Genomic DNA, 21,091 nt, shown 5'->3' with positions numbered 1-21,091 from the left:
CTACAGTATCGCAAGCCGTTCATGGGCGGGGCCGCGGCGCGGGGACTTGCAGCGCCGACGCCCCCCATATCGGAAGGGGTGGAGAAGCCGGTGACCGCTATGTTCGGCATCGCGATAGTGGGATCGGGGCCCGCCGGCCTCAGCGCCGCCGCGCGCGCCGCCCGATTGGGCCTGAGTCACGTGCTGCTGGAGAAGACCGGCCATCTCTCCGACACGATATACAAATATCAGAAGGGCAAGCATGTGATGGCGACTCCGAGCCAGCTCGTGCTGCGCTCGGACATGGATTTCGAAGCGGGGAAGCGCGAGGCCGTGCTCGGAACGTGGGACAGGCTCGCCGCGTCGCACAAGGTCAATGTGATGCTGGAGGCCGAAGTCGCTTCGATCACCGGCGTCAAAGGCGATTTCACGTTGACGCTTGCCAACGGCGAGGCGGTCAGGGCCGAGAACGTCATCCTGGCGCTGGGGACGCAGGGCAATCCCAATTTGATGCGCGTGCCCGGCGGGGACCTGCCCCACGTCCAATATCAGCTCGACGATCCCGGCGAATATGTCGACGAGCATATCAGCGTCATCGGCGCCGGCGACGCGGGCATCGAGAACGCGCTGGGCCTGGTCGAGGATCCCGAACAGCGCAACAATGTCACCATCATCAATCGCGCCGCCGAATTCAGCACGGCGAAGGGCGCCAATATCAAGGCGCTGCTCGCCGCCCGCGACGCCGGTAGGATCGCCATCATGCTGGAGACGACGCCGTCGAAGGTCGAGCCGGGTTGGATCACTTACGACACGCGCGACGGCGAGGTGCGGATCCCATGCGACCGGATCATCGCCCGGATGGGATCGGCGCCGCCGCGCAAATTCGTCGAGGCTTGCGGCATCGAATTCACCAGCGCCGACCGCATCTCCTATCCCAAGCTGTCGCCGACCTTCGAGACGACCAATCCGGGGATATTCGTGATCGGCGCGCTGGCCGGCTATCCGCTCATCAAGCATTGCATGAACCAGGGCTATGACGTCGTCGAGTTCATCAACGGAAATCGGGACCTGAAGCCCGCCGACGAACCGATTCTGGAAGCCAAGTTCAAGGGGCTGCCGGGGCGGCGCTCGGTCGACGACTGGCTGGAATTCCTGCGTACCAACGTCACCATACTCAACGAAATGTCGCCCCTCCAGATGCGCGAGTTCATGCTCGACAGCGAGGTGCGTTACTATCCGGCGGGCAGCGTCGTCTTCGAGCGCGCCGACCCGGGCTCGTCATTGTTCACCATCGCCGACGGGTCGGTGCTGGTCGAGGTCGATCCGAAGAATCCCTCGGTCACGGTGCCGATCGCGACCGGTTCGATCTTCGGCGAGGTCGGACTGATCTCCGGCCGCAGGCGCGGCGCGACGGTGCGCACGGCGGAGGATTCGATCCTGGTCGAGGTGTCGCGCACGGCGGCGCTGAAGCTGATGGCGTCGGTGCCCGCCGCCAAGCGGGCGGTCGAACGCATCTCGACCGAGCGCCAGCTGCTGCAGATGTTCGGGTCCGGCCTCACCCCGGACGATCTCGTCGAATTGCTCGAAACGGCGGAGCTGAAGCAGGTCCGCGCCGGCGAGGCGATCATCGCCGAAGGGGAGGAAGGCTACGACATCTACGTCATCCGCCAGGGATCGATGGTCGTCGAGAAATCGATCGGCGGCAAGCCCATCTTCCTCTCCTATCTTCCGGCCGGCTCCTATGTCGGCGAGATGGCGCTGATCGACGGCGGGCGGCGCACCGCCACGGTGCGGGCCGCGATCAAGTCGGAAGTGATCAAGCTGGATGGCGACGCGTTCCGCAGGCTGCTCGCGAGGAAGCCCGATCTGATGGCCAAGGCCCGGCAGGACATGGCCTCGCGCCAGGTACTGACCAGCTTCGTCGAATCGAAGAAGGACGGCTTCGGCGGCGTGGTCGACATGTATTCGTCGGTCGCCGGTTTCCTCGTCGAGAACGGCATCGGCGAAGCGACCGACGTGCTGCTCATCGACGAGAATCTCTGCGTCGGCTGCGACAATTGCGAAAAGGCCTGCGCCGACAGCCACGAAGGCCTCTCCCGCCTCAATCGCGAAGCGGGCAAAACCTATGCCCACCTCCATGTGCCGACCTCGTGCCGGCATTGCGAGCATCCGCACTGCATGGCCGATTGCCCGCCCAACGCCATCCATCGCGGGCCGGACGGGGAGGTGTTCATCGACGACACCTGCATCGGCTGCGGCAATTGCCAGCGCAACTGCCCCTATGGCGTCATCCGCATGGAAAAGGTGCCGCCCAGGAAGCCGAACCTGCTCGCCTGGCTGATTGCCGGCCTTGGCCCCGGGCCGGGCGAGCCGCCCAAGAAGTGGACCGAGGCACGGGTCGCTTCGGAGACGCCGAAGAAGGCGATCAAATGCGACATGTGCGCCGGAATATCCGGCGGCCCCGCCTGCGTCCGGGCCTGCCCGACCGGAGCCGCGATCCGCGTCGCGCCAGAGCAATTCCTGTCGGTGGCGAGGATGGGGGAGTGAGAGGCCATTCGTCGTCATCCCGACGAAAGCCGGAATCGAGGAGCGCCGCCCGCGGAGCTTCTCTCAGGGCAGTGTTCGTGGATCCCGGATCAAGTCCTAGATGACGATGGAAGAGGCGAGGGGGATCGTACCTTAGAATGGCCAGCAGGGGGATATCGCGGACGGAGCTGGGAGGGGGGAGCCATGAGAGCTTCCTTCGCCACGGGCGATTCCGCTGGCTCAAGATCGCGCTTCTCCTCTCGTTCGTCAGCCTCGCCGTCTATGCTCTCGTCGACGTCCAGCCGCGCCACAATGGGGGAAGCTGGCTGGGCTATACGCTCGGCACGATCGGCGCCCTGCTGATCCTCTGGCTGACGATGCTCGGCGTGCGCAAGCGGGCGATGACACGGGGACGCTGGTCGCTCAAGGCGTGGACCTCCGCCCATGTCTATCTCGGCCTGTCGCTGATCGTCGTCGCCACGCTCCACACCGGTTTTCAATTCGGCTGGAACATCCACACTTTGGCTTATGCCCTGATGATGGCTGTCATCCTGTCCGGCATTTACGGTATCTCGGTCTATGCCTCGCTACCGCGCGAGCTCAGCGACAATCGCGCGGAGATGACCAAGCCGCAGATGATCGACGCGGTCGACAAGCTCGACCGGCAGCTCCAGGCAGCCGCGCAGCCGCTGACCATCGACGATACCGGGATCGTCCGGATGTCGCTTGAGGACAATGTCTTTGGCGGCGGTCTCTCGCGGCGGCTGTCGGGCCGCTACCCGCGCTGCGGCACGACGCGCGCTTTGGCCGAGATGCGGCGCCGCCTCGCTGTCTCATCCGGCGACGAGGCGGCGGCGCTGGACACGGTGGTCAAGCTGCTCGAACGCAAGCTCGCGGCGCTGGACCGGATCAGGCGGCACCTCAAGATACGGGCGATGCTGGAGGTGTGGCTCTACGTCCATGTTCCGGTCACATTCGCCCTGCTCGCGGCGCTCGTCGCGCACATCATCAGCGTCTTCTTCTACTGGTGAGCGGGACGGTCATGGCTTTCCTCCTTCGCCAGATTTCGCACAGCGCCGACGGGCGCGAGATCGTCCGCCCGTCCCGGGTGGAGGGCGACCGGCTGACCATCGGCCGCGATCCCGGATGCGACGTCCATCTCACCGACCTCGCCGTCGCGCTCAACCATGCGACCGTCGAGCGTGTCGGACCCGCGGTGCTGAGCGTGGCCGCGGGGCCGGGCCTCTATGTCGAGCTGAACGGCCGCAAGGTCACCAGCGGCTCGATCGACGTGTCGGGCGGCGGCGACATCCGCATCGCCAGCCATTTCCTGCGCTTCCTGCCGACGCCGGCGGATTCGAGCGAGATCGGGATCGACATCGAGCGAGTCGCCGAGGCGCGCGGCGATCTCGATGCGTCGGACGACCGATTATTCTCGCTCGCCTCGGTCCTGCCCAGCAAGCGGGCCGCGGCCTGGCTGTCCGCCTTGCTCGTGCTCGGCCTCTGCCTCGCCTGGCCGATCAAGAGCTATTACGACCGCCAGCAGCGGCAGGAGCAGCAGGAGGCTGCGCGGCAATTCCATGCCGACGAAATGTGGTCGGCGGGCGCCCTGTCGCTGGCCCATTCCCAGCTCGAAAATGATTGCCAGGCCTGCCACGTCAAGGCCTTCGAGGCCGTGCCGGACGCCGCCTGCAAGGATTGCCACACCAATATCCACGACCATGCCGATCCGTTCCGGCTGGCCCGGGCGGAGCCGGATCTCGGCCGCTGGGGCCGGATCGAGCTCGCCTTCAAGGAGACGTTCGGCATCCCCCCCGGCCGCTGCGTCGAATGCCATACCGAGCATGAAGGGCCGCAGCCTATGCCGGCGACGGCGCAGCGTTTCTGCAGCGACTGCCACGCCACGTTGAAGGAGAAATTGCCCGACACGAAGCTCGCCAATGCCGGCGATTTCGGGACGGCGCACCCCGAATTCCAGCCGGTCGTGCTGGCCCGCTGGAACGGCGATCGCCCCGTCCTTCAGCGTGTCTCCCTGGCCGCGACCCCGCGCGAGGACAGCAACCTCAAATTCCCGCACGATCTGCATCTGTCGAAGACGGGCGGCGTTGCGCAGATGGCGCGGCGGCTGGGAGACGAGTTCGGGTTCGACGAGGCGCTGGCCTGCAAGGACTGCCACGATGCGACGCCCGACGGCGTGCGCTTCCAGCCGGTCAACATGGAGGAGGATTGTGCGATGTGCCACAGCCTCGCCTTCGACCGCCAGGGCGGGACGATAAGGACGTTGCGTCACGGAGAGCCGCGCCAGGTGGTCGCCGACTTGCGCGACTTCTACCGCGCCCGGCCGGGCGCCTCGTTCGACGCGGACGGCCGGCGCCGCCCCGGCATTGCCCGGGCTCCGGGCGGTTCGGCGCAGGCAAGCCAGGCGATCCGCGCCGTCTTCTCGCCCGGCGGCGCCTGCTTTGACTGCCATCAGGTCGAGGCGCCGCCGCCGGGCTCGCTCGCCTTCGACATCAGGCCCGTCGCCTTCCCGGTGCGCTACATGCACAAGGGCTGGTTCGACCATAAGCCGCACCAGACCGAGGAATGCGCGACCTGCCACAAGGCGGACAGCTCGGATGCGGCGAGCGACCTGCTGCTGCCCGATCTGGCGAGCTGCCGCACCTGCCATGGCGGCGAGAGCGCGCGCAAGGCGGTGCCGTCGAGCTGCGCGATGTGCCACGATTATCATATGGACGATGGCGCGCCTTCCATGCTGATACGGCAGCGCGTGCGCGGAAAGAAGAAGGACACGACCATAGCCGACGCCGATCCCGCCTCGTTGCGGCGCGCCGCGGCCGAGAGACGATAGGCCGCCGATGCTGATAGCGCAGATCACCGACATCCATCTGGGCTTCGAGCCCAACAACCCGGCGGAATTCAACCGCAAGCGGCTCGACCGGACGTTGCGGGCCTTGTGCGCGATGACGCCCCGGCCGGACCTGCTGCTGGCCACCGGCGATCTCTCCGACAGCGGTGAGGACGACGTTTCCTATCGCCGGCTGAAGAGCGCGCTCGCCGCTTGCCCTTTTCCGGTCTGGTTCTGCGTCGGCAATCACGACGACCGGGCATCCCTGCTCAAATATTTCCCGCACGTGCCGACCGCCGACGGGTTCATCCAATATGCGATCGAGGACCAGGCGATCCGGATCCTCGTGCTCGACACGCTGGAGGAGGGACGGCACGGCGGCGGTTTCTGCGAGACGCGCGCGGCGTGGCTGGAGGCGCGGCTGGCCGAGCAGCCGGAGCGGCCGACCATCCTTGCCCTCCACCATCCCCCAATCGCGACCGGCTTGAGCTGGATGACCGAGAATCCCGACGCCGAATGGGTGCTGCGGCTGCGCGCGATCGTCGAGAGCCGCCGCAACATCGTCGCGATGCTGACTGGGCACCTCCACCGCCCGCTGACGACTCTGTGGGCTGGAACCACGCTCGCCGTCTGCCCGTCCACCGCGCCGCAGGTCGCGCTCGATCTCGCCCGGATCGATCCGGACAAGCCCGACGGCCGCCCGATGATCGTCGCCGACCCGCCCGGCTACGCCCTCCATTATTGGAACGGCGAGGGGCTCATCACCCATTTCGACACCGCCGAGGACCATACGGTGCTCGCCCGCTACGAGCCGGCGCTCCAGCCTCTGGTCCAGATGCTGGTGGCGGAGAAGAAGGACGCCTAGAGCCGCCCATCCGAGGTGAGCATGTGTTCCCCGATCAGGCCAACGGGGACCTACTGCACCCAGTCGGCGAACGTCCCGGTGTCGCTGACCTTGTAGGGGAAGCCGCGGCGGTTGAGGAACAGGCGCTCCATTTCGGCGCGGGTGAAGGGGCGGGAGCCGAGGCGGCCGAAGATCGCGATCTGGCCGCCGGTCTCATCCACCGCGCGGTCGCGGTCGAGGCCCTTGGACAGCGCCAGCGCCGGTTTCGGAGTTCGCGCCCAGGCGATCAGCTCCGGCCTGGGGGCGGGTGAGAAGCCGTAGAAATTGGGCTGGCTGTCGGGGCTGGTAAGCTGGATGACCTTGAGGCCGTTCCGCCCGTCCGCGACATAGGCGTAGAGCGAGGCGTTGGTTGAACCGACGATCACGTCGCGGACATCGTTCATGCGGCCGTCGAAGGTCAGCTTCCGGTAGAGGCTCGGCGCTTCCGGATTTGCGACGTTGACGATCGCCAGGCCTTCCCGCCCGCCGGCCACGTAAGCGTAGGTACGCGCCACGTAGAGGCCGCGCGCATCGGCGAGCGGAACGGTCGCGCCGGGGATGAGGCGGGGCGCGTCGAGGCGGGTGACGTCCAGGACCTTGAGGCCGTCGGCGTCGGTGACCCAGAGGTAGCGGAACTGGAGCGCGGAGGCGCGCGCGTCGCGGAGCGGCACGGTGGCGACGTGGCGGGGATGGAGCGGATCGTCGAGATCGACGACCACCAGGCCGGCGGCGGCGGTGACATAGGCGTAATGGCCCGCCAGCGTGATGTGCCGCGCGTCGGTCAGCACGCCGCCTTCGTTCCAGGTCGCCGCGCGCTTCAGATTGTTGTTGCGCGGCTCGCCGTCGGCGAAAGTGTTGACGTCGACCAGGATGAGGCCTTCGTCCGCGTCGGTGACGACGGCATAATTGTAGATCGGGTGAAACGCCTGCTCCTGATTGGCCTCGCGCATGGCGGGCGTGTTGCGCAGGGGCGCGATCGGCTGGTTGGTGGGGAGCGCCATGCAGGTGGCGTTCCTCGTCTCAATATGAGCGTCGTGGCCGAGCGGCGAGAACGGGGCGGTGACAATGCGCTCGCTGAGGCCCTTGTTGCCGATCGAAGCGACGTCATAGACGCGGAAGCCGCCTTTGCCCTCCGCCACGAACATATATTCGCCGCGCAATTGCAGGCAGCGGGCGGCGCCGTCCGTGTCCTGGACGACGTTGGCGAACTGTTCGAGCGCATGGGTCTCGCCGCTCAATTTGCTATCGAACGTCTTGCCGCGGGTCCATTCTACGAGTTCGCGGCCGTTCCGTTCGACATGCATCCGCCAGTAATCGGGGTAGGCGTAGCGGTGGAGATAGGAGCCGAGCACGGCCTGCGGCTCGTCCCATTCGGTGACGCGCACCGCCTCGAAGCCGTCCTCCATGCCGACCCAGGCGTGGAGGCCGACGAAATTGACGAAATTGGTGCCCTGGAGCAGCAGCTGCGCCATGATGGCGTTGTTGTCGTTCGCTTCCGAGAGGTGGCAATCGCTGCACGTCTTGGTCTCGGTCTTGCGAACCGTATGCGGGAAATGGGGCGCGAAGGCCTGGGAGGAGAAGCCGATGGCGCTGATCGGCGGCTGCTGGACGTAGATGCGCTCGCGGTTGATGTTGGTCGAGGACAGGATGAGGGCCGAGCTGGAGCGGACCGGGGCGACGATATTGCCCTTGGTGGTCTGGTGGCGGCCCAATTGAAACATCTGGTCGCGCGCGACCTGCGGATTGTAGGTCGCGAAGTTGCGGGTCTCGATGCCGTCGAATTTGTGGCTGGTGGTTTTCCAGTTCGCCTCGATCGGCAAATGGCAGCCGCCGCACGACGTGGTCCAGCTCAGATGGCAGGTGAAGCAGGCGATCTCATCCGGCTTGTGCGCGAGGTCGGCGTCGGCGACGCCCGGACCGAAGGCGAACTGGCCGGTGTCCGAGCCGGCCTTCGCCATGAGCTTGGACCTGGCCGACTTCATGTTGAAGTCGGGATGGTCGCGGTCGACGCTGTCCTTGACCAGGCTCACCTGCCATTCGAGGCTGGGATCGACGATCGAGCGCTGGATCAGTACGCGGCGCCCGTCGTCGCCCTCCATCCATTCGAAGCGGCGGCGGCCGTCCTCGTTGCGGATGAGGGCGAGGTTGTTGCCCTTGGGCGGCGCGGCGGGGCCGGAGGTGAGGAGGTTCGGATAATCCTTCGCGGAGCCGTGGCAATCCTTGCAGGCGATCTCGATGGCGTCGGCGACCTCGCCGTAAATGTAGCCGGTGCCGTGGCTGTCCTGGCTGAAATGGCAGTCGGCGCACTGCATGCCTTTCTCGGCGTGGATGTCCATCATGTGGACGGCCTTACCCGGATTGACGCCGGGCTCGACGAACAAAGGCTCGCCTTCGCGCCGGAATTTCTCGGGATCGTCGGGCGGAACGATATTGCCGTTCGCGTCGAGCAGATTGCCCTCACGGTCGCGCTTGAAGACGGCGCGGAAGTTCCAGCCATGGCCGTGATAGTCGGCGAACTGGGTATGCTGGGCCTTGGGGTTCACGTCGTCATAGACGTTGCGCAGGAAATCGAGGTCGGACCATTTGCCTTTCGGCGCGGCGCCTTCGGGGTTGCGCTCCAGCGTCTCGTGGGTCTCGGCGGCGGTCGGATATTTCTGCTTTTCCGGCCACATCAGGGGGGCGTCGGATTCATAGTCCCACATCGTGTAGCCCAGGAACGAGTTCAGGAAGATATTGGGCTGGTGCATGTGGCAGTTCATGCACTGCGCGGTGGTGATCGCGCGGGTGAAGACATGGTTTACCGGGTGGCCCTTTTCCTTCACCGGAGCGTGATCGGAATCCGCCGGCGCGCCATGCTCGTCGCCGGTCTTCAACGCGCCATGCTCCAGCTTGTTGGCGATGGTGGGATCGACCGTCGCGGTTTGCCCGTCGCGGCCATATTTCGCATAGATGAGGCTGTGCCGGGGCTCGCGGTCGTTGGCGTAGACGACGTGGCATCCGGCGCATCCCGACTGGCGGTAGTCGCCCGGCTGGTCGTTGGTCCCCATGAACCACATGAACGGGTCGTTGAGGCGGGTCTTGTGAATGTTGAGGATCGGGATCGCGACTCTCAAGCCGGTGCCGGGACCGCGGTTGGACTGGCGGATGTCCGGACGGCCGGATTCCTCGAGGCGCTGGATCGACCCTGACGGAGAGGGGAGGCCGATCTCGGGGAACTGGGTGTTGATCGAGCGGCCGCCGCGCTCGAACACGCGGAACACGTCAGCCGGCGGGATGACGTGCCAGGTGGGGAGGGGATAGAGTTCGGCCAAGGCGCCGCGCTTCTTCTCGGCCTCGCTGAGCTTGCCGTCGGGTCCGAGCGGCGAAACGATTTTCGCGGGTTCGCCTTCGCGGGTATAGGCCTCGCCGAAGATGTAATTCTTCATCGGCGCGATGCCGTTATTATAGGCCGCGCCGCCGAAGAACATCGCGCCGGTCGCCATCAGCGAGCGCTCGGCCGCCTCGATCACCTCGATATGGCAGGCGCCGCAGCTCTCGCGCGCGACGCGATAGTCCGACGGATTGACGAACCGGACATATTCCGGGGCTTCGATGTTGAGCAGGGTGTAGCTGCGCTTGGGATTGGCGCTGGAAGGCCAGTGCCAGGCTCCGGGATATTTGGGCAGCACATGCGCCCGGTCGCGCGCAGCGACATAGGCTGGGGCGTCGTGGTCCGACACGTCGGCGGCGAAGATGGATGGGTTGCCGCCATGGCAGTCGACGCAGCCCAGGACGACGGCGGGCGACTTGTGCATCGTCTTCGCGTCGCTCGCGGTGTGGCAGCTGACACAGCCCGCGCTCTTGGCGTCCGCCACGTCCCATTCCTGGGTGCGCGGCGCGGGCTCGGCGCGGACGAGGCTGTAGTCGCGCGTCACCGGCTTCTCGCCCTCGGCGGCGATGAGGGGGGCGGCGAGACCCAGAACCACCATCGCCATTCCCGCGAAAGTGGGAATCCCGCTTTTCTTCAACAATCGGCCGAAGAAGGAAGAAGCGGGATCCCCGCTTTCGCGGGGATGACGACGAAGGGTGAAGTGCCAGGCCATCAGAAGGTCAGGATCGCGTTCAGGAGGACGGAATAATAGACGTTGTCGCGGTCGTTGTTCGCGAACAGGTCCTTGAAGCCGTCGCCCGGCACCAGCGCCGCCGCCGAGGCGCGGAAGACGATGTTCTGGGTCATCTTCGGCCGCCAGATCGCTGCCACCGACAGGTCGAAGCCGATGTCCCTGGGGATGCTGCCCTCGTTGCGCAATTCCCGGAGGATGCGCGTGTTCGCGAACCACAGATGGTTGGCATTGGCGCTGACGCGAACCTCCGGCGTCACGTCCGCGTCGACGCCGGCGCCGACGAGGACCGTGCCGGGATTATTGAAGTTCGACTGGCCCTGTTCCTTCGATGAACGGAGCGAGTTCAATATGCCATTGCGGCCGTTGATGGACACCGCGCGGCCGCCGCCCGCGAACGGGATGGTCTGGCGGATCCAGTAGCTCGTGTCCGCCCCCGCGAAGATCGGATTCTCGAAGATGGCGTCGAAGCCCTTTTCGGTGCCGTCATAAGGGTCGCCGTCGCCGCTCGCGTAGAGGAAGGAGCCGCGGAAGCGGAGCCAGTCGACATCGTAGCTCGGCTCGGCGGCGACGAACCAAGCGCGGATGTCGGATTTCTCGTTGGTGAAGATGCTGTTCCGGTCGGTGCCGAAGGCGCCATAAGCCTGGGCCGAAAGGTTGATCCGCCCGATCCGCCCGTCGGCGGCGTAGCCGAGATAGAAGACATCGTAATTGCGGGCGCGCAAATTGCCGATCAGTGCGGGCCGCACCGGAAAGCCGTTATCGTCGACTTCGATCTCGTTCTTCTCGCGATTGGCGTTCCAGGTGAGGCTGAGCTGGCTGGTAAGCCCGACGAACGGGAAATCCTGACGATAGACGTTCCCTGTGACGACGACATCGTCGCGCGGGCGCTGGGTCACGTCGTTCAAGCCGCTATTGGTGTCCTTCTCGAGCCGCCAGAAGGCCGCGAGATTATATTGCCAGCGATTGTTGTCGCGGTTGCCGAACAGGCGCGCGCCCAATTGCTGGTCGTTGAACAGGAAACCGCGGAAATCGGACTGGAAGGGCTGGATGCCGACGCGCACTGAATCGAAATCGTAGCGGTCGGAAACGTTGCGGATATGATAGTCGACAAAGGCTTCCTGGACCCCCAGGAAATGGTCGAAGCGGTTAGTGCCCTTGCTCGGCTCGACGAAGAGAATGCGTCGCTCCGACACGTCGACATAATTGCCCTGGAGCGCCAAGGTTAGCCTGTATTCGATGTCGGGCGGCTTGTACGCGGTCGAACCTTTCAGCAGCGACACGCTGCCGATCAGGGTCTGCGCGACGACGAGGCTGTCATTCTTGCCGAACACGTCGTTGCTGTCGGGCCGGTCGGTGGTCTGGACGCCGACCGGGATGGGGAAGGTGCGCGGCTCCAGCACGGTGTCAGAGATCGCGTTGACGACGAAGAACCAGTCATCACCCTCCAGCCCCAGGAATTTGGGCGTACGGCATTTCGGCAGGCCCGCCTCGCGCCGTCTCGCCTGCTCCGCGTCGCTCGGAATGCAGATCGGCCGGTCGCCCTTGTAAGTGTTCTGGTTGTAGGGGTCGAACCAGCGCTCCTTGACGATCCCGAGCGTCTCGATGAGGCGCCAGCGATCCGGCACCGGTATCTGGTCGGTCGGAAACGCCTCGGGCGGCGGCGCGCGCAGCGCCCCCTCGTTGGTCTGGGTGACCTCGTCGGGCAGGTCGCGCTGCGGCACGCCGGGACGGCGGCGGCCTTCGAGCAGCGGGTCGTCCGCGCTCGTGCCCACAGGCTCCGCTTCCTCGCCGACATAAGGCGGATCGGCGATGACCGGCGCTTCGTCCGCTTCCGGCACCGCTGCCTGCATTGCGAGCGGCATCCGCCCGCCCGGATAAGCGGGAGGAAGCCCCAGCGGGGAACCGCTCGCCGAAGTGAGAAGAATGGCCAGGGGTGCCGAAAGCGACATGCGCTACTTGCCCTGGCAGACGTTCTGGGCGTCGGTATCGAGGAACGGCGCGAACGGGCAGTTGACGTAGCGCAGCCGGACGCGCGCATCGCCCAAATTCACCACGATCCGATCGGCGCGGATCGCGCGGTCGGCATTGCCGATGCCGCCGGCGCGAAGGCCGCCGAAATGGAGTCCGAGGAAGCTCACCATATCGTCCTGGTCGATGCCGTCGCCCGAGACGCCGATGCCGCCGACAAGCTGGTTGCCGCGATAGATGGGAACCGAGCCCGGGAATATCTGGATGCCGTTCTGGAGCGGGTTCTGGCCCGGCGCGACATCCGGCGTCTGCGTGCAGCGCATCGGCGTATCGGCGCCGCCGCCAAGGACGAAGGCGGCGTGATCGCGGATATTCTTTTCGACGAGCGCCGATTGGAGGCCGGTGGAAAAGGGGTTAAACTCGGCGATCGGCCGCGAAAACGGACCTGGTGGCCGGCCAAGCTCGCCATCGGGGAAAAACGGTCGGGACAGGTTGCCGTTGGCGCGGTCGGAAAAGGCGAATTGCCCGGTGAGCGCGCTCTGGTCGCCGAAGAAGGTCCGCGCGGCCGGGACGAACATGGCGACATCGGGATCGGGATTGGCATCCAGCATGGCGCCGGCCCGGGCGCCGGAGAAGAAGGCGGCCGTGCGCGCCTTTTGCAACGACACGTCGATGCCGAATATCGGGGCGTCGGGTGCGCGGACGAGCCCCAGCACTTCGCCATGGGTGTCCACCACCGAGATGCTCACCTGCGCGCGGCTGTCGAGCGGCCGGCGGATCTGCGCGCGTGCCCGGCTCATGATGATGAACGCTTCTTCGAGAACGGCCGCGACCTCGGCGCGTGTAAGCGGTCGGGCGACATCCTCCCCGTCGGTGGCCGCCCGCAAGGGGAAACGGTTCGCGCCCGATCCGTCGGTGAGGATGAAGGCGTCCGGATTGTCGAACTCGGCGCCGGTAGCGGCGCGGATTCCGGATCCCTCCGTGCCGTAAGCGCGGCCGGCGATCAGGCCGGCGCTGGCATCATAATAGCCGCGCACCGAAGCGAGGACGCCGGCGCGCCGGTCGATCGCGCCGAATCCGGGCGCCGACGCCGGATCGCTGGCGAAATCGGCGGGCGTCCCTTCGACGAAGCGCAGCAAGGTCCCGTCGACCGGGATGCGTTCGGCCCGGATCGTCTGGGGGGCGGCATAGCCGGTGGCGGCGGCGAGGGCGATGATCTCCTCATCGTCCTTGTCGACGTCCTGGATTTCGGGATCGAAGCCGTAGACGCCGTCGCCCATGATGCCGACGCCGCCGACCAGCACCCCGTTCTTGTAGAGGGGCAGCCCGCCGGGATCGGCGGAAAGGCCGAGCGGCGAGCGCTTGGGGCCGATGAACCCGCCGGGGCCGACATTGCCGTTGAAGCGGCTGTTGAGGTCCGAGCAGGGAAGCTGGCTGAACTGGACACCGAATAACGGCCCGCTCTCGAGCCCGCCCGCCACCACCGAGGGCGGAAAATGCTCCTGCACGATCATCGAGGCGGTGCGGGTCGAAAAGGCGTTGCCGCCGGACGAGAGATAGGCGCCGGTGATCGCCTTGGCGATGGCGCCGGCGGCGGCGAGCGGGAAATCGACGCCCTGGAGATCGTGCTCGCTGCCATTGGGACCCAGCGGCACGACCAGGCGCTGGTCGGCGCCGTTCATCGTGAAGATGGCGAGGACGTTGCCGACCCGGTCGACGACCGCGATGGTCGAGGGCAGGCCGCGCGCATCCGCTTCGGCGACGGCCTGCGCGATCACCTTGCCGACATCGCCCTCGGTCAGGGCCTCGCGCGCCGGCGCCTCATAGAGGCGAGTAGGGCCGGGCGTGGGCGTCGGTGCCGGGGTGGGCGTCGGCGTCGGGGAGCCGCCACCGCCGCCGCAGGACGCGGCGAGGAGCGAGGCGATGGCAAGGAGGCTGGTGCCGCCGCGGCGCATCAGCCGAGCCTCCGGATCGCCGCCGCCGCGCGGCCGAGGCTCGCCCGGAAGTCGCGCGGGCGATAGGCGTTGGGATCGCGCACCGCCCGATAGGCCTCGTTGATGTCGCCCCGGATCGATTCCGCCGCGCTTGGGCTGACCTCGCCCATGTTGACCAGCGCCGAGAGCAGGGTGTCTGTCGCCATCACCGCCTGGACGCTGCCGGCATAATCGGTGAAGCGACGCGAGGTCGCCTCGTCGGCGATGGCGTCGATGATCGCCAGCGTCTGGGCGCGGCCCATGGTCGCGCCGGCGAAGGCGTTGGCGAGCGCGCGGGCGCTGTCGCGCAGGGCGGCGGCGGCGGCCACCGCCGAAGCGCGGTCCTTCGTCATCGCCTGGTGGAAGGCGCGGCTGTCGCGGTCGAAACGGTCGGCGAGCCCCGGCGCCGCGACCCTGGCGGCCGCCGAAAGCATGATCATGTTCTCGTCATTATAGGGAGGCATGCCTTCGGGGATCGGGCGGCCCGGATTGTCCAGCGTCGTCGGCTCGAAGCGCGGATCGTCCGAGATCGGGCGGTGGCAGCTGTGGCAATCGAGGAAGTAGAATTCGGGGAACATCCCCTCGGTGCCCCGTCGCGCGTCGGCGAACAGGGTCAGCGAGCGGTCGAGCGCCATCGCCTGGCCGACCGCCCATGTCTGGACGGAGTTGGTCCGGCCCTTGCGGCTCGCATAATCGCGATCCTCGTTATGATGCTGCTGCAGTGTCGAGAACAGGTCGAGCTCGAAGGCGATGCGCGGGTGGCCCGCCGCCATGATCCGGTGGTTGACGAACTGGCCCGGATCGGCCGAGCCGAAATGACAGTCGAGGCAGACGGCGGCGCGCACCTTTGGATTGTCGAGCGGCACCATTCCGCGCGAGACGTTGGCGGCGTGGCTTGCCCCCACCGCATAATGGCTCGACAGCCAGCCCGAGGCGGCGCCGTGACAGGCCTCGCACCCGACCCCGTCCGACGTCTGGAAGCGAGCGCCGCGCGGCGCGCTCGCCGGCGTCGCATGGCAGCCGAGACACATCGGCGCGCTGGTCGCCTCGCCGATGCCGAGCCGCTGGGCGATGGCGCGGGAGCGGGGCTCGGCCAGCACCCGCCAGGCGCGGCTATGGGCGCCGCTGGGACTCGCTTCGTCCTGCCAGATCATGAGCTCGTCCTGGCGGACGATCTTGCCGTCCGCCTCGCTGCGGCCGTGGCAGGTGGTGCCGCCGCAGGTGGCGACTCCGACGAGAGTGCCGCCGCCGCCCGCCTGGGCGGTCGCTACCGCCGCATCGGGCCTGAACAGGAGCGCGACGAGCAAGGCGAAGGCCAGCCCCGCGGCCCCCATGACGATCGCCAGATTGCGACTGCGCCCCATGCTGCCCCCATGAGCCTGCGCCAAGCGTCCGAGACGTCCGCGGCTCGCCAGCGACTATGTTCAAACTTTCCCCGCCTTTCAAGCGAGATCATATGGTTGAACTGCTTTGATGACAGCCGAAACAAAGCCCGGTAGAGCTGGAGTCCGGGGGATGAGACCGGTTCGATACGTCCAATCGCCCCCCGCTGTGCTTGCGTCGACAGAACGAATATCAGCGGAGACGGCGATATGGCGACCAAAGCCTCGGACTTGTTCATCGAGTGCCTCGAAGAGGAAGGTGTCGAATATGTCTTCGGCGTCCCCGGCGAGGAAAATCTCGACTTCCTGGACAGCCTGTCGCGCTCCGACACGATCAAGCTCATCCTGACCCGCCACGAGCAGGGCGCCGGCTTCATGGCCGCGACCTACGGGCGCCATACCGGCAAGACCGGCGTCTGCCTCGCGACATTGGGTCCTGGCGCGACCAACTTCGTCACCGCCGCCGCGTATGCGCAATTGGGCGGCATGCCGATGATGATGATCACCGGACAGAAGCCGATCAAGAAATCGAAGCAGGGCCGCTTCCAGATATTGGACGTGGTCGCGATGATGGGGCCGATCACCAAATATACCCACCAGCTCGCATCGTCCGACAATATCCCGAGCCGGGTGCGCGAGGCGTTCCGGCTGGCCGAAGAGGAGAAGCCGGGCGCGGTGCATCTCGAACTGCCCGAGGACATCGCCGACGAGCACACCGACTCCAGGCCGTTGAAGGCGAGCCTCCATCGCCGCCCGACCGCTGATGTGAAGGCGGTTCGCGCCGCGGTGAGCGCGATCGAGAAGGCGCGCTCCCCCGTCCTCGTCATCGGCGCCGGCGCTAACCGCAAGATGACCAGCCGGATGCTCGGCCAGTTCGTCGAGAAGACCGGCATCCCCTTCATCACCACCCAGCTCGGCAAGGGCGTGCTCGACGAGACCGGCGACAAGTTCCTGGGCTGCGCGGCGCTTTCCGCCGGCGATTTCGTCCACAAGGCGCTGGAGAGCGCGGATCTCATCATCAATGTCGGCCACGACGTGATCGAAAAGCCGCCTTTCTTCATGAAGCAGGGCGGCACGGACGTGATCCATGTCAGCACCAACACGGCCGAGGTCGATCCCGTCTATTTCCCGCAGATCGAGGTGATCGGCGACATCGCCAACGCCATCTGGCAGATCAAGGAGGACATCATGCCCTCCGGCCACTGGAAATTCGAAAAGATGTTGAAGGCGCGCGCGGCCGAGGTCGCGCATCGCGACGGCATGTGCGACGACATGCGCTTTCCGATCTTCCCGGCTTGCCTGGTCAAGCAAATCCGGGACGTGATGCCCGCCGACGGCATCATCTGTCTCGACAACGGCGTCTACAAAATCTGGTTCGCGCGCAACTATCCGGCCCGGCAGGCGAACACGGTGCTGCTCGACAATGCGCTGGCGACGATGGGGGCGGGGCTGCCATCGGCGATGGCCTCGGCGATGGTCTATCCGGACCGCAAGGTGATGGCGATCTGCGGCGACGGCGGCTTCATGATGAACAGCCAGGAGATGGAGACGGCGGTTCGGCTGGGGCTCAACATCACAGTCCTGATCCTGAACGACAACAGCTATGGCATGATCCGCTGGAAGCAGGCCAATATGGGCTTCAAGGATTGGGGCCTGACCTACGGCAATCCCGATTTCGTCAAATATGCCGAGGCCTACGGCGCCAGCGGGCATCGGGTGGAGAGCGCGGAGATGATCCCCGGCCTCTTGCGGGAGTGTCTGGACACGCCCGGCGTCCACCTCATCGACTGCCCGGTCGACTATGCCGACAACGACCGCATATTGAACAAGGAAATCAAGGAGCTGAGCGCGGCGGTGTGAGCTGGGGGAGCGGAAATTCGTCATTCCAGCGCAAGCTGGAATCTCCCTGCCTTCAAGAAATGAGATCCCAGCTTTCGCTGGGATGACGTGAGGACGACATGACCAAGCTCAAGGACACCTACCCGCTCTACCTCGCCAACGAGGCGAAGCAGCCGAATGCGGACCTGGAGGTTACCGACAAATATAGCGGCCAGGTCGCCTTCCGCGTGGCCCAGGCGGATGCCGCGACCATAGACGCGGGCATCGCCGCCGCCGTCGCGGCCGCTGAGCCGATGGCGCGGATGGCGGCTTATGAGCGCCAGGCGGTGCTCCAGCATTGCGTCGACCGCTTCAAGGAAAGGTTCGACGAGCTCGCTTTCGCGCTTTGCGTCGAGGCGGGCAAGCCGATCAACGATGCGGAAGGCGAGGTCACGCGGCTGATCGACACGTTCCGCATCGCCGCCGAGGAATCGGTGCGGATGACGGGCGAGGTCCAACCGCTCGACATCTCGAAACGCGCGCGCGGCTATATGGGCATCTGGAAGCGCGTGCCGATCGGGCCGTGCAGCTTCATCGCGCCGTTCAACTTTCCGCTCAACCTCGCGGCGCACAAGATCGCGCCGGCCATCGCGGTCGGCTGTCCGTTCGTGATGAAACCGGCCAGCCGCACGCCGCTGGGCGCAATCATTCTCGGCGAGGTGCTGGCGGAGACGGACCTGCCGAAGGGCGCCTTCTCCATCCTGCCCGCCCACCGCGACGGCGCCGACATGTTCACAGAGGACGAGCGCCTGAAGCTCTTGAGCTTCACCGGCTCGCCCGGCGTCGGCTGGGATTTGAAGGCCAAGGCCGGCAAGAAGAAGGTGGTCCTGGAACTCGGCGGCAACGCGGCGGTGATCGTCGACGCCGACGCCGATTTGGACGACGCCGTCGAGCGGATCACTTTCGGGGCTTTCTATCAATCCGGGCAGAGCTGCATCGGCGTGCAGCGGATCATCATCCACGCCGACATTTACGACGATCTCAAGAAGCGCCTCGTCGCCAGGACCAGGATTCTGGTCGCCGGCGACCCGCATGACCGCGAGACCTTCATCGGCCCGATGATCGACGTGAAGGAGGCCCAGCGCCTCGACAATTGGATCAGGGAAGCGGTCGAGGGCGGCGCGAAGTTGTTGTGCGGGGGCAAGCGCGACGGCGCGATGCTGGAGGCGACCCTGCTCGAAGGCGTCGACCGCTCCGCCACCGTCTATCGCGAGGAAGCGTTTGGCCCGGTCGCCATCCTGTCGAAGTTCACCCATTTCGACGACGCCCTCGACGAGGTCAACGACAGCAAGTTCGGCCTCCAGGCCGGCATCTTCACCCGCGACCTGTTCAAGACCTTGAACGCCTGGGACCGGCTTGACGTCGGCGGCATCGTCGTGGGCGACGTGCCGAGCTACCGCGTCGACAACATGCCTTATGGCGGCGTCAAGGATTCAGGCTTGGGCCGCGAGGGTATAAGGTTCGCGATGGAGGACATGACCGAGATACGGAACCTCGTCATCCGCCGCCGCGAGGAAGGGCCGCCCAGAAAACAGACGGAAGAATAGAATAGCCGCCGGCGCGTCGGCACCGGCGGCTGTCCTGTCGTCTTCAGCGATCAGACGAAGATATAGTCGGTCTGGACCGGCGCATCCGAATTTTCCAGGGTGACCCGGAAGTCGAAAGCACCGTCCTGATTGGCGTCGACCTCGAGGATCGTGTCGCCGCCCGACGTCGTCGCCTCGACATCGTCGAAGCCGATGCCATAAGCGCTGAGGTCGATTCGGTCGGTGCCGGAGGTGAAGTCTAGCACAATATCGTCGCTCGCCGCGCCGTTGAAGACGAAGATATCTTCGCCGCCGCCGCCGATATACATATCCTCGCCAAGCTTGCCGGTCAGCCTGTCGTTGCCGGCGCCGCCAACCAGGAAGTCGTCGCCGCTGCCGCCGATCATCACATCATTTCCGGCGCCACCGTTGAGATAGTAATTATCCTCGGCGCGGATCTGGTTGAAGCGGTCATTCCCGTTGGAGCCCAATGTGACGACGCTGAAATCGTCGCCGCGCTCGGTGCCGCTCACCAGGTCGCGAACGTCGAAGGTCACGCCCGTCGTGGTGCTGACAAATGTCACGCCTTCGTCATCGAACCGGCTGATGTCGCCGGCCAGGATGTCGAGCGCGCCTTCCGACTGCATCCTGACGGCGAGATCGCCGTCCTGATTGGCCATGCCGTCGCTGTCCAGGGCGTCGCCATTGCCGACCTCGGCACTGGTGAAGGTCAGGCGGATCTGGCCGGCAGCCGCCGCCGATACGTTGACAACGTCATAGTCGGAACCAAGGTGGGTCCGGTCGCTGCCATCCGTCGACGCGTTGATGTTGACGGTATCGGCGCCGGTCTGGCCGAAGATCGTGTCATCTCCCCCGCCGCCGATGAAGTTGTCGCCGCCGTCCGCGCCAACCAGCCGATCGTCTCCGCCGCCACCGACGAGGAAGTCGACGCCTCGGCCGCCGGTGATGTCGTCATTCCCCATGCCGCCGTTGATGTAATAAGCATCCGATTCGCCGGTCTCGTCGATCAGGTCGGCGCCGTCGGTGCCGAGTGTAACGACGTTGAACAGGTCGCCGCGTTCGGTGCCGCTCACCAGGTCGCGAACATCGAACGTGGCGTCGTTGGAGCTGCGGAAGGTGACGCCTTCGTCATCGAAGCGGCTCTCGTTGCCGGTCGTCGCCCCCGCCAGATTTTCGCCCTGCACCCGAACGGCGAAGCCGCCATCCTGGTTGGTCAGAGCTCCACTGTCGCGGGTGTCCCGATTGCCGACTTCGCTGCTCGTGAAGGTCAGCCGGATCTGGCTCGTATTGTCGAACGAGCCGATCACGACATCGTCGTCGCCGGTGCTGAGATTGACCTGGTCGCGTCCATCCGTCGCGAGGTTGAACGCCACATTGTCATTGCCGCTACCGCCGAAGATAACGTCATTGCCGGACCCGCCGATGAAGCCGTCATTGCCGACGCCGCCCTTCAGCCGATCACTGCCAAGGCCTCCAACGAGGAAGTCGGCGCCGTCGCCGCCGGTCAGGTCGTCATTGCCCTCGCCGCCATTGATGTAATAATTGCGCGCGTCGCCGCTTTCATCGAACGTGTCGCTGTTGCTGGTTCCGAGCACCGCGACCTGGAACTGATCGCCCCGGGCGACGCCGCTCACCAGATCGCGGATGTCGAACGTTAGGCCGGCGGTGGCGCTTTCGAAACGAATGCCTTCGTCATCGAAGCGGCTGGTCTGGCCGGTGGCCACGCCGGCGCCATCCTCCGCGACCATGCGCACGGCGAGACCGCCATCCTGGCCGCTCATCGTGCCGCTGTCGTTCGGATCGCCATTGCCGACTTCGCTGCTGGTGAAGACCAAGCGGACCTGGCTGGTCGGCGCTTCGGCCGAGACCCTGATCCTGTCGAGACCCGTCCCGAAATCCTGACTGACGCGGTCGTCCGTCGAAATGTTGAACTCAAACAATTCGGCCATATTCGTTCTCCCTTGTGGAAAGTGCATGATTGAAGGATGCCGGCGCGTGCCGGCTCCG

The 21,091-nt window shown here is 66.0% G+C and carries 11 protein-coding genes; 6 read left to right on the top strand and 5 right to left on the bottom strand.

The window, feature by feature from the left end:
• Positions 1–99: 99 nt before the first annotated feature.
• The 4 genes from ACFQRC_RS09860 (at position 100) to ACFQRC_RS09845 (ending at position 6,215) form a co-directional block, all read left to right on the top strand.
• Positions 100–2,526, top strand: coding sequence for a cyclic nucleotide-binding domain-containing protein (locus ACFQRC_RS09860; RefSeq protein WP_379962416.1), 2,427 nt, complete (start codon positions 100–102; stop codon positions 2,524–2,526).
• A gap of 137 nt (positions 2,527–2,663) precedes the next feature.
• A complete protein-coding gene (locus tag ACFQRC_RS09855) occupies positions 2,664–3,536 on the top strand; it encodes a hypothetical protein (protein WP_379960697.1) in 873 nt (290 codons plus the stop codon).
• An 11-nt stretch (positions 3,537–3,547) separates the two neighbouring features.
• Positions 3,548–5,353, top strand: coding sequence for a cytochrome c3 family protein (locus tag ACFQRC_RS09850; protein WP_379960695.1), 1,806 nt, complete (start codon positions 3,548–3,550; stop codon positions 5,351–5,353).
• A gap of 7 nt (positions 5,354–5,360) precedes the next feature.
• A complete protein-coding gene (locus tag ACFQRC_RS09845) occupies positions 5,361–6,215 on the top strand; it encodes a phosphodiesterase (protein ID WP_379960693.1) in 855 nt (284 codons plus the stop codon).
• 50 nt (positions 6,216–6,265) lie between these two features.
• Here ACFQRC_RS09845 and ACFQRC_RS09840 read toward each other — a convergent pair whose 3' ends face one another.
• The 4 genes from ACFQRC_RS09840 to ACFQRC_RS09825 form a co-directional block, all read right to left on the bottom strand.
• Positions 6,266–10,201: a hypothetical protein gene (locus tag ACFQRC_RS09840; RefSeq protein WP_379960691.1), complete on the bottom strand. Its 3,936-nt coding sequence runs from the start codon at positions 10,199–10,201 to the stop codon at positions 6,266–6,268.
• Between the two features lie 113 nt (positions 10,202–10,314).
• Complete coding sequence (locus ACFQRC_RS09835) at positions 10,315–12,198, bottom strand: hypothetical protein (RefSeq protein WP_379960689.1); 1,884 nt, start codon at positions 12,196–12,198, stop codon at positions 10,315–10,317.
• A gap of 90 nt (positions 12,199–12,288) precedes the next feature.
• Complete coding sequence (locus ACFQRC_RS09830) at positions 12,289–14,259, bottom strand: heme-binding protein (RefSeq protein WP_379960687.1); 1,971 nt, start codon at positions 14,257–14,259, stop codon at positions 12,289–12,291.
• Positions 14,259–15,641: a multiheme c-type cytochrome gene (locus ACFQRC_RS09825; protein WP_379960685.1), complete on the bottom strand. Its 1,383-nt coding sequence runs from the start codon at positions 15,639–15,641 to the stop codon at positions 14,259–14,261. Before ACFQRC_RS09825 ends, ACFQRC_RS09830 begins: the two co-directional genes overlap by 1 nt.
• A 228-nt stretch (positions 15,642–15,869) precedes the next feature.
• Between ACFQRC_RS09825 and ACFQRC_RS09820 the strand changes: the two genes are divergently transcribed.
• Entirely contained in the window at positions 15,870–17,519 is a 1,650-nt protein-coding gene (locus tag ACFQRC_RS09820; RefSeq protein ID WP_379960683.1) for an acetolactate synthase large subunit, read from the top strand.
• Positions 17,520–17,617: 98 nt separating this feature from the next.
• Positions 17,618–19,084, top strand: a complete 1,467-nt coding sequence (locus ACFQRC_RS09815; RefSeq protein WP_379960681.1) for an aldehyde dehydrogenase family protein — start codon at positions 17,618–17,620, stop codon at positions 19,082–19,084.
• A 50-nt stretch (positions 19,085–19,134) separates the two neighbouring features.
• On the opposite strand, the gene ACFQRC_RS09810 is transcribed toward ACFQRC_RS09815, so the two are convergent.
• Positions 19,135–21,033, bottom strand: coding sequence for a calcium-binding protein (locus ACFQRC_RS09810; RefSeq protein ID WP_379960679.1), 1,899 nt, complete (start codon positions 21,031–21,033; stop codon positions 19,135–19,137).
• Positions 21,034–21,091: the final 58 nt, after the last annotated feature.

The sequence above is a fragment of the Enterovirga sp. GCM10030262 genome, from assembly GCF_042666435.1.
Taxonomy (GTDB): domain Bacteria; phylum Pseudomonadota; class Alphaproteobacteria; order Sphingomonadales; family Sphingomonadaceae; genus Allosphingosinicella.
Note: the sequence above shows the minus strand (reverse complement) of the source record. Positions and strands in the feature narration are given on the sequence as shown.

Bases quoted from the DNA above. Each gene is read 5' to 3' on its own strand.
- ACFQRC_RS09860 (WP_379962416.1), top strand. From the start codon at position 100: ATGTTCGGCATCGCGATAGTGGGATCGGGGCCCGCCGGCCTCAGCGCC.
- ACFQRC_RS09855 (WP_379960697.1), top strand. From the start codon at position 2,664: ATGGCCAGCAGGGGGATATCGCGGACGGAGCTGGGAGGGGGGAGCCAT.
- ACFQRC_RS09850 (WP_379960695.1), top strand. From the start codon at position 3,548: ATGGCTTTCCTCCTTCGCCAGATTTCGCACAGCGCCGACGGGCGCGAG.
- ACFQRC_RS09845 (WP_379960693.1), top strand. From the start codon at position 5,361: ATGCTGATAGCGCAGATCACCGACATCCATCTGGGCTTCGAGCCCAAC.
- ACFQRC_RS09840 (WP_379960691.1), bottom strand. From the start codon at position 10,201: ATGGTGGTTCTGGGTCTCGCCGCCCCCCTCATCGCCGCCGAGGGCGAG.
- ACFQRC_RS09835 (WP_379960689.1), bottom strand. From the start codon at position 12,198: ATGCCGCTCGCAATGCAGGCAGCGGTGCCGGAAGCGGACGAAGCGCCG.
- ACFQRC_RS09830 (WP_379960687.1), bottom strand. From the start codon at position 14,259: ATGCGCCGCGGCGGCACCAGCCTCCTTGCCATCGCCTCGCTCCTCGCC.
- ACFQRC_RS09825 (WP_379960685.1), bottom strand. From the start codon at position 15,641: ATGGGGCGCAGTCGCAATCTGGCGATCGTCATGGGGGCCGCGGGGCTG.
- ACFQRC_RS09820 (WP_379960683.1), top strand. From the start codon at position 15,870: ATGGCGACCAAAGCCTCGGACTTGTTCATCGAGTGCCTCGAAGAGGAA.
- ACFQRC_RS09815 (WP_379960681.1), top strand. From the start codon at position 17,618: ATGACCAAGCTCAAGGACACCTACCCGCTCTACCTCGCCAACGAGGCG.
- ACFQRC_RS09810 (WP_379960679.1), bottom strand. From the start codon at position 21,033: ATGGCCGAATTGTTTGAGTTCAACATTTCGACGGACGACCGCGTCAGT.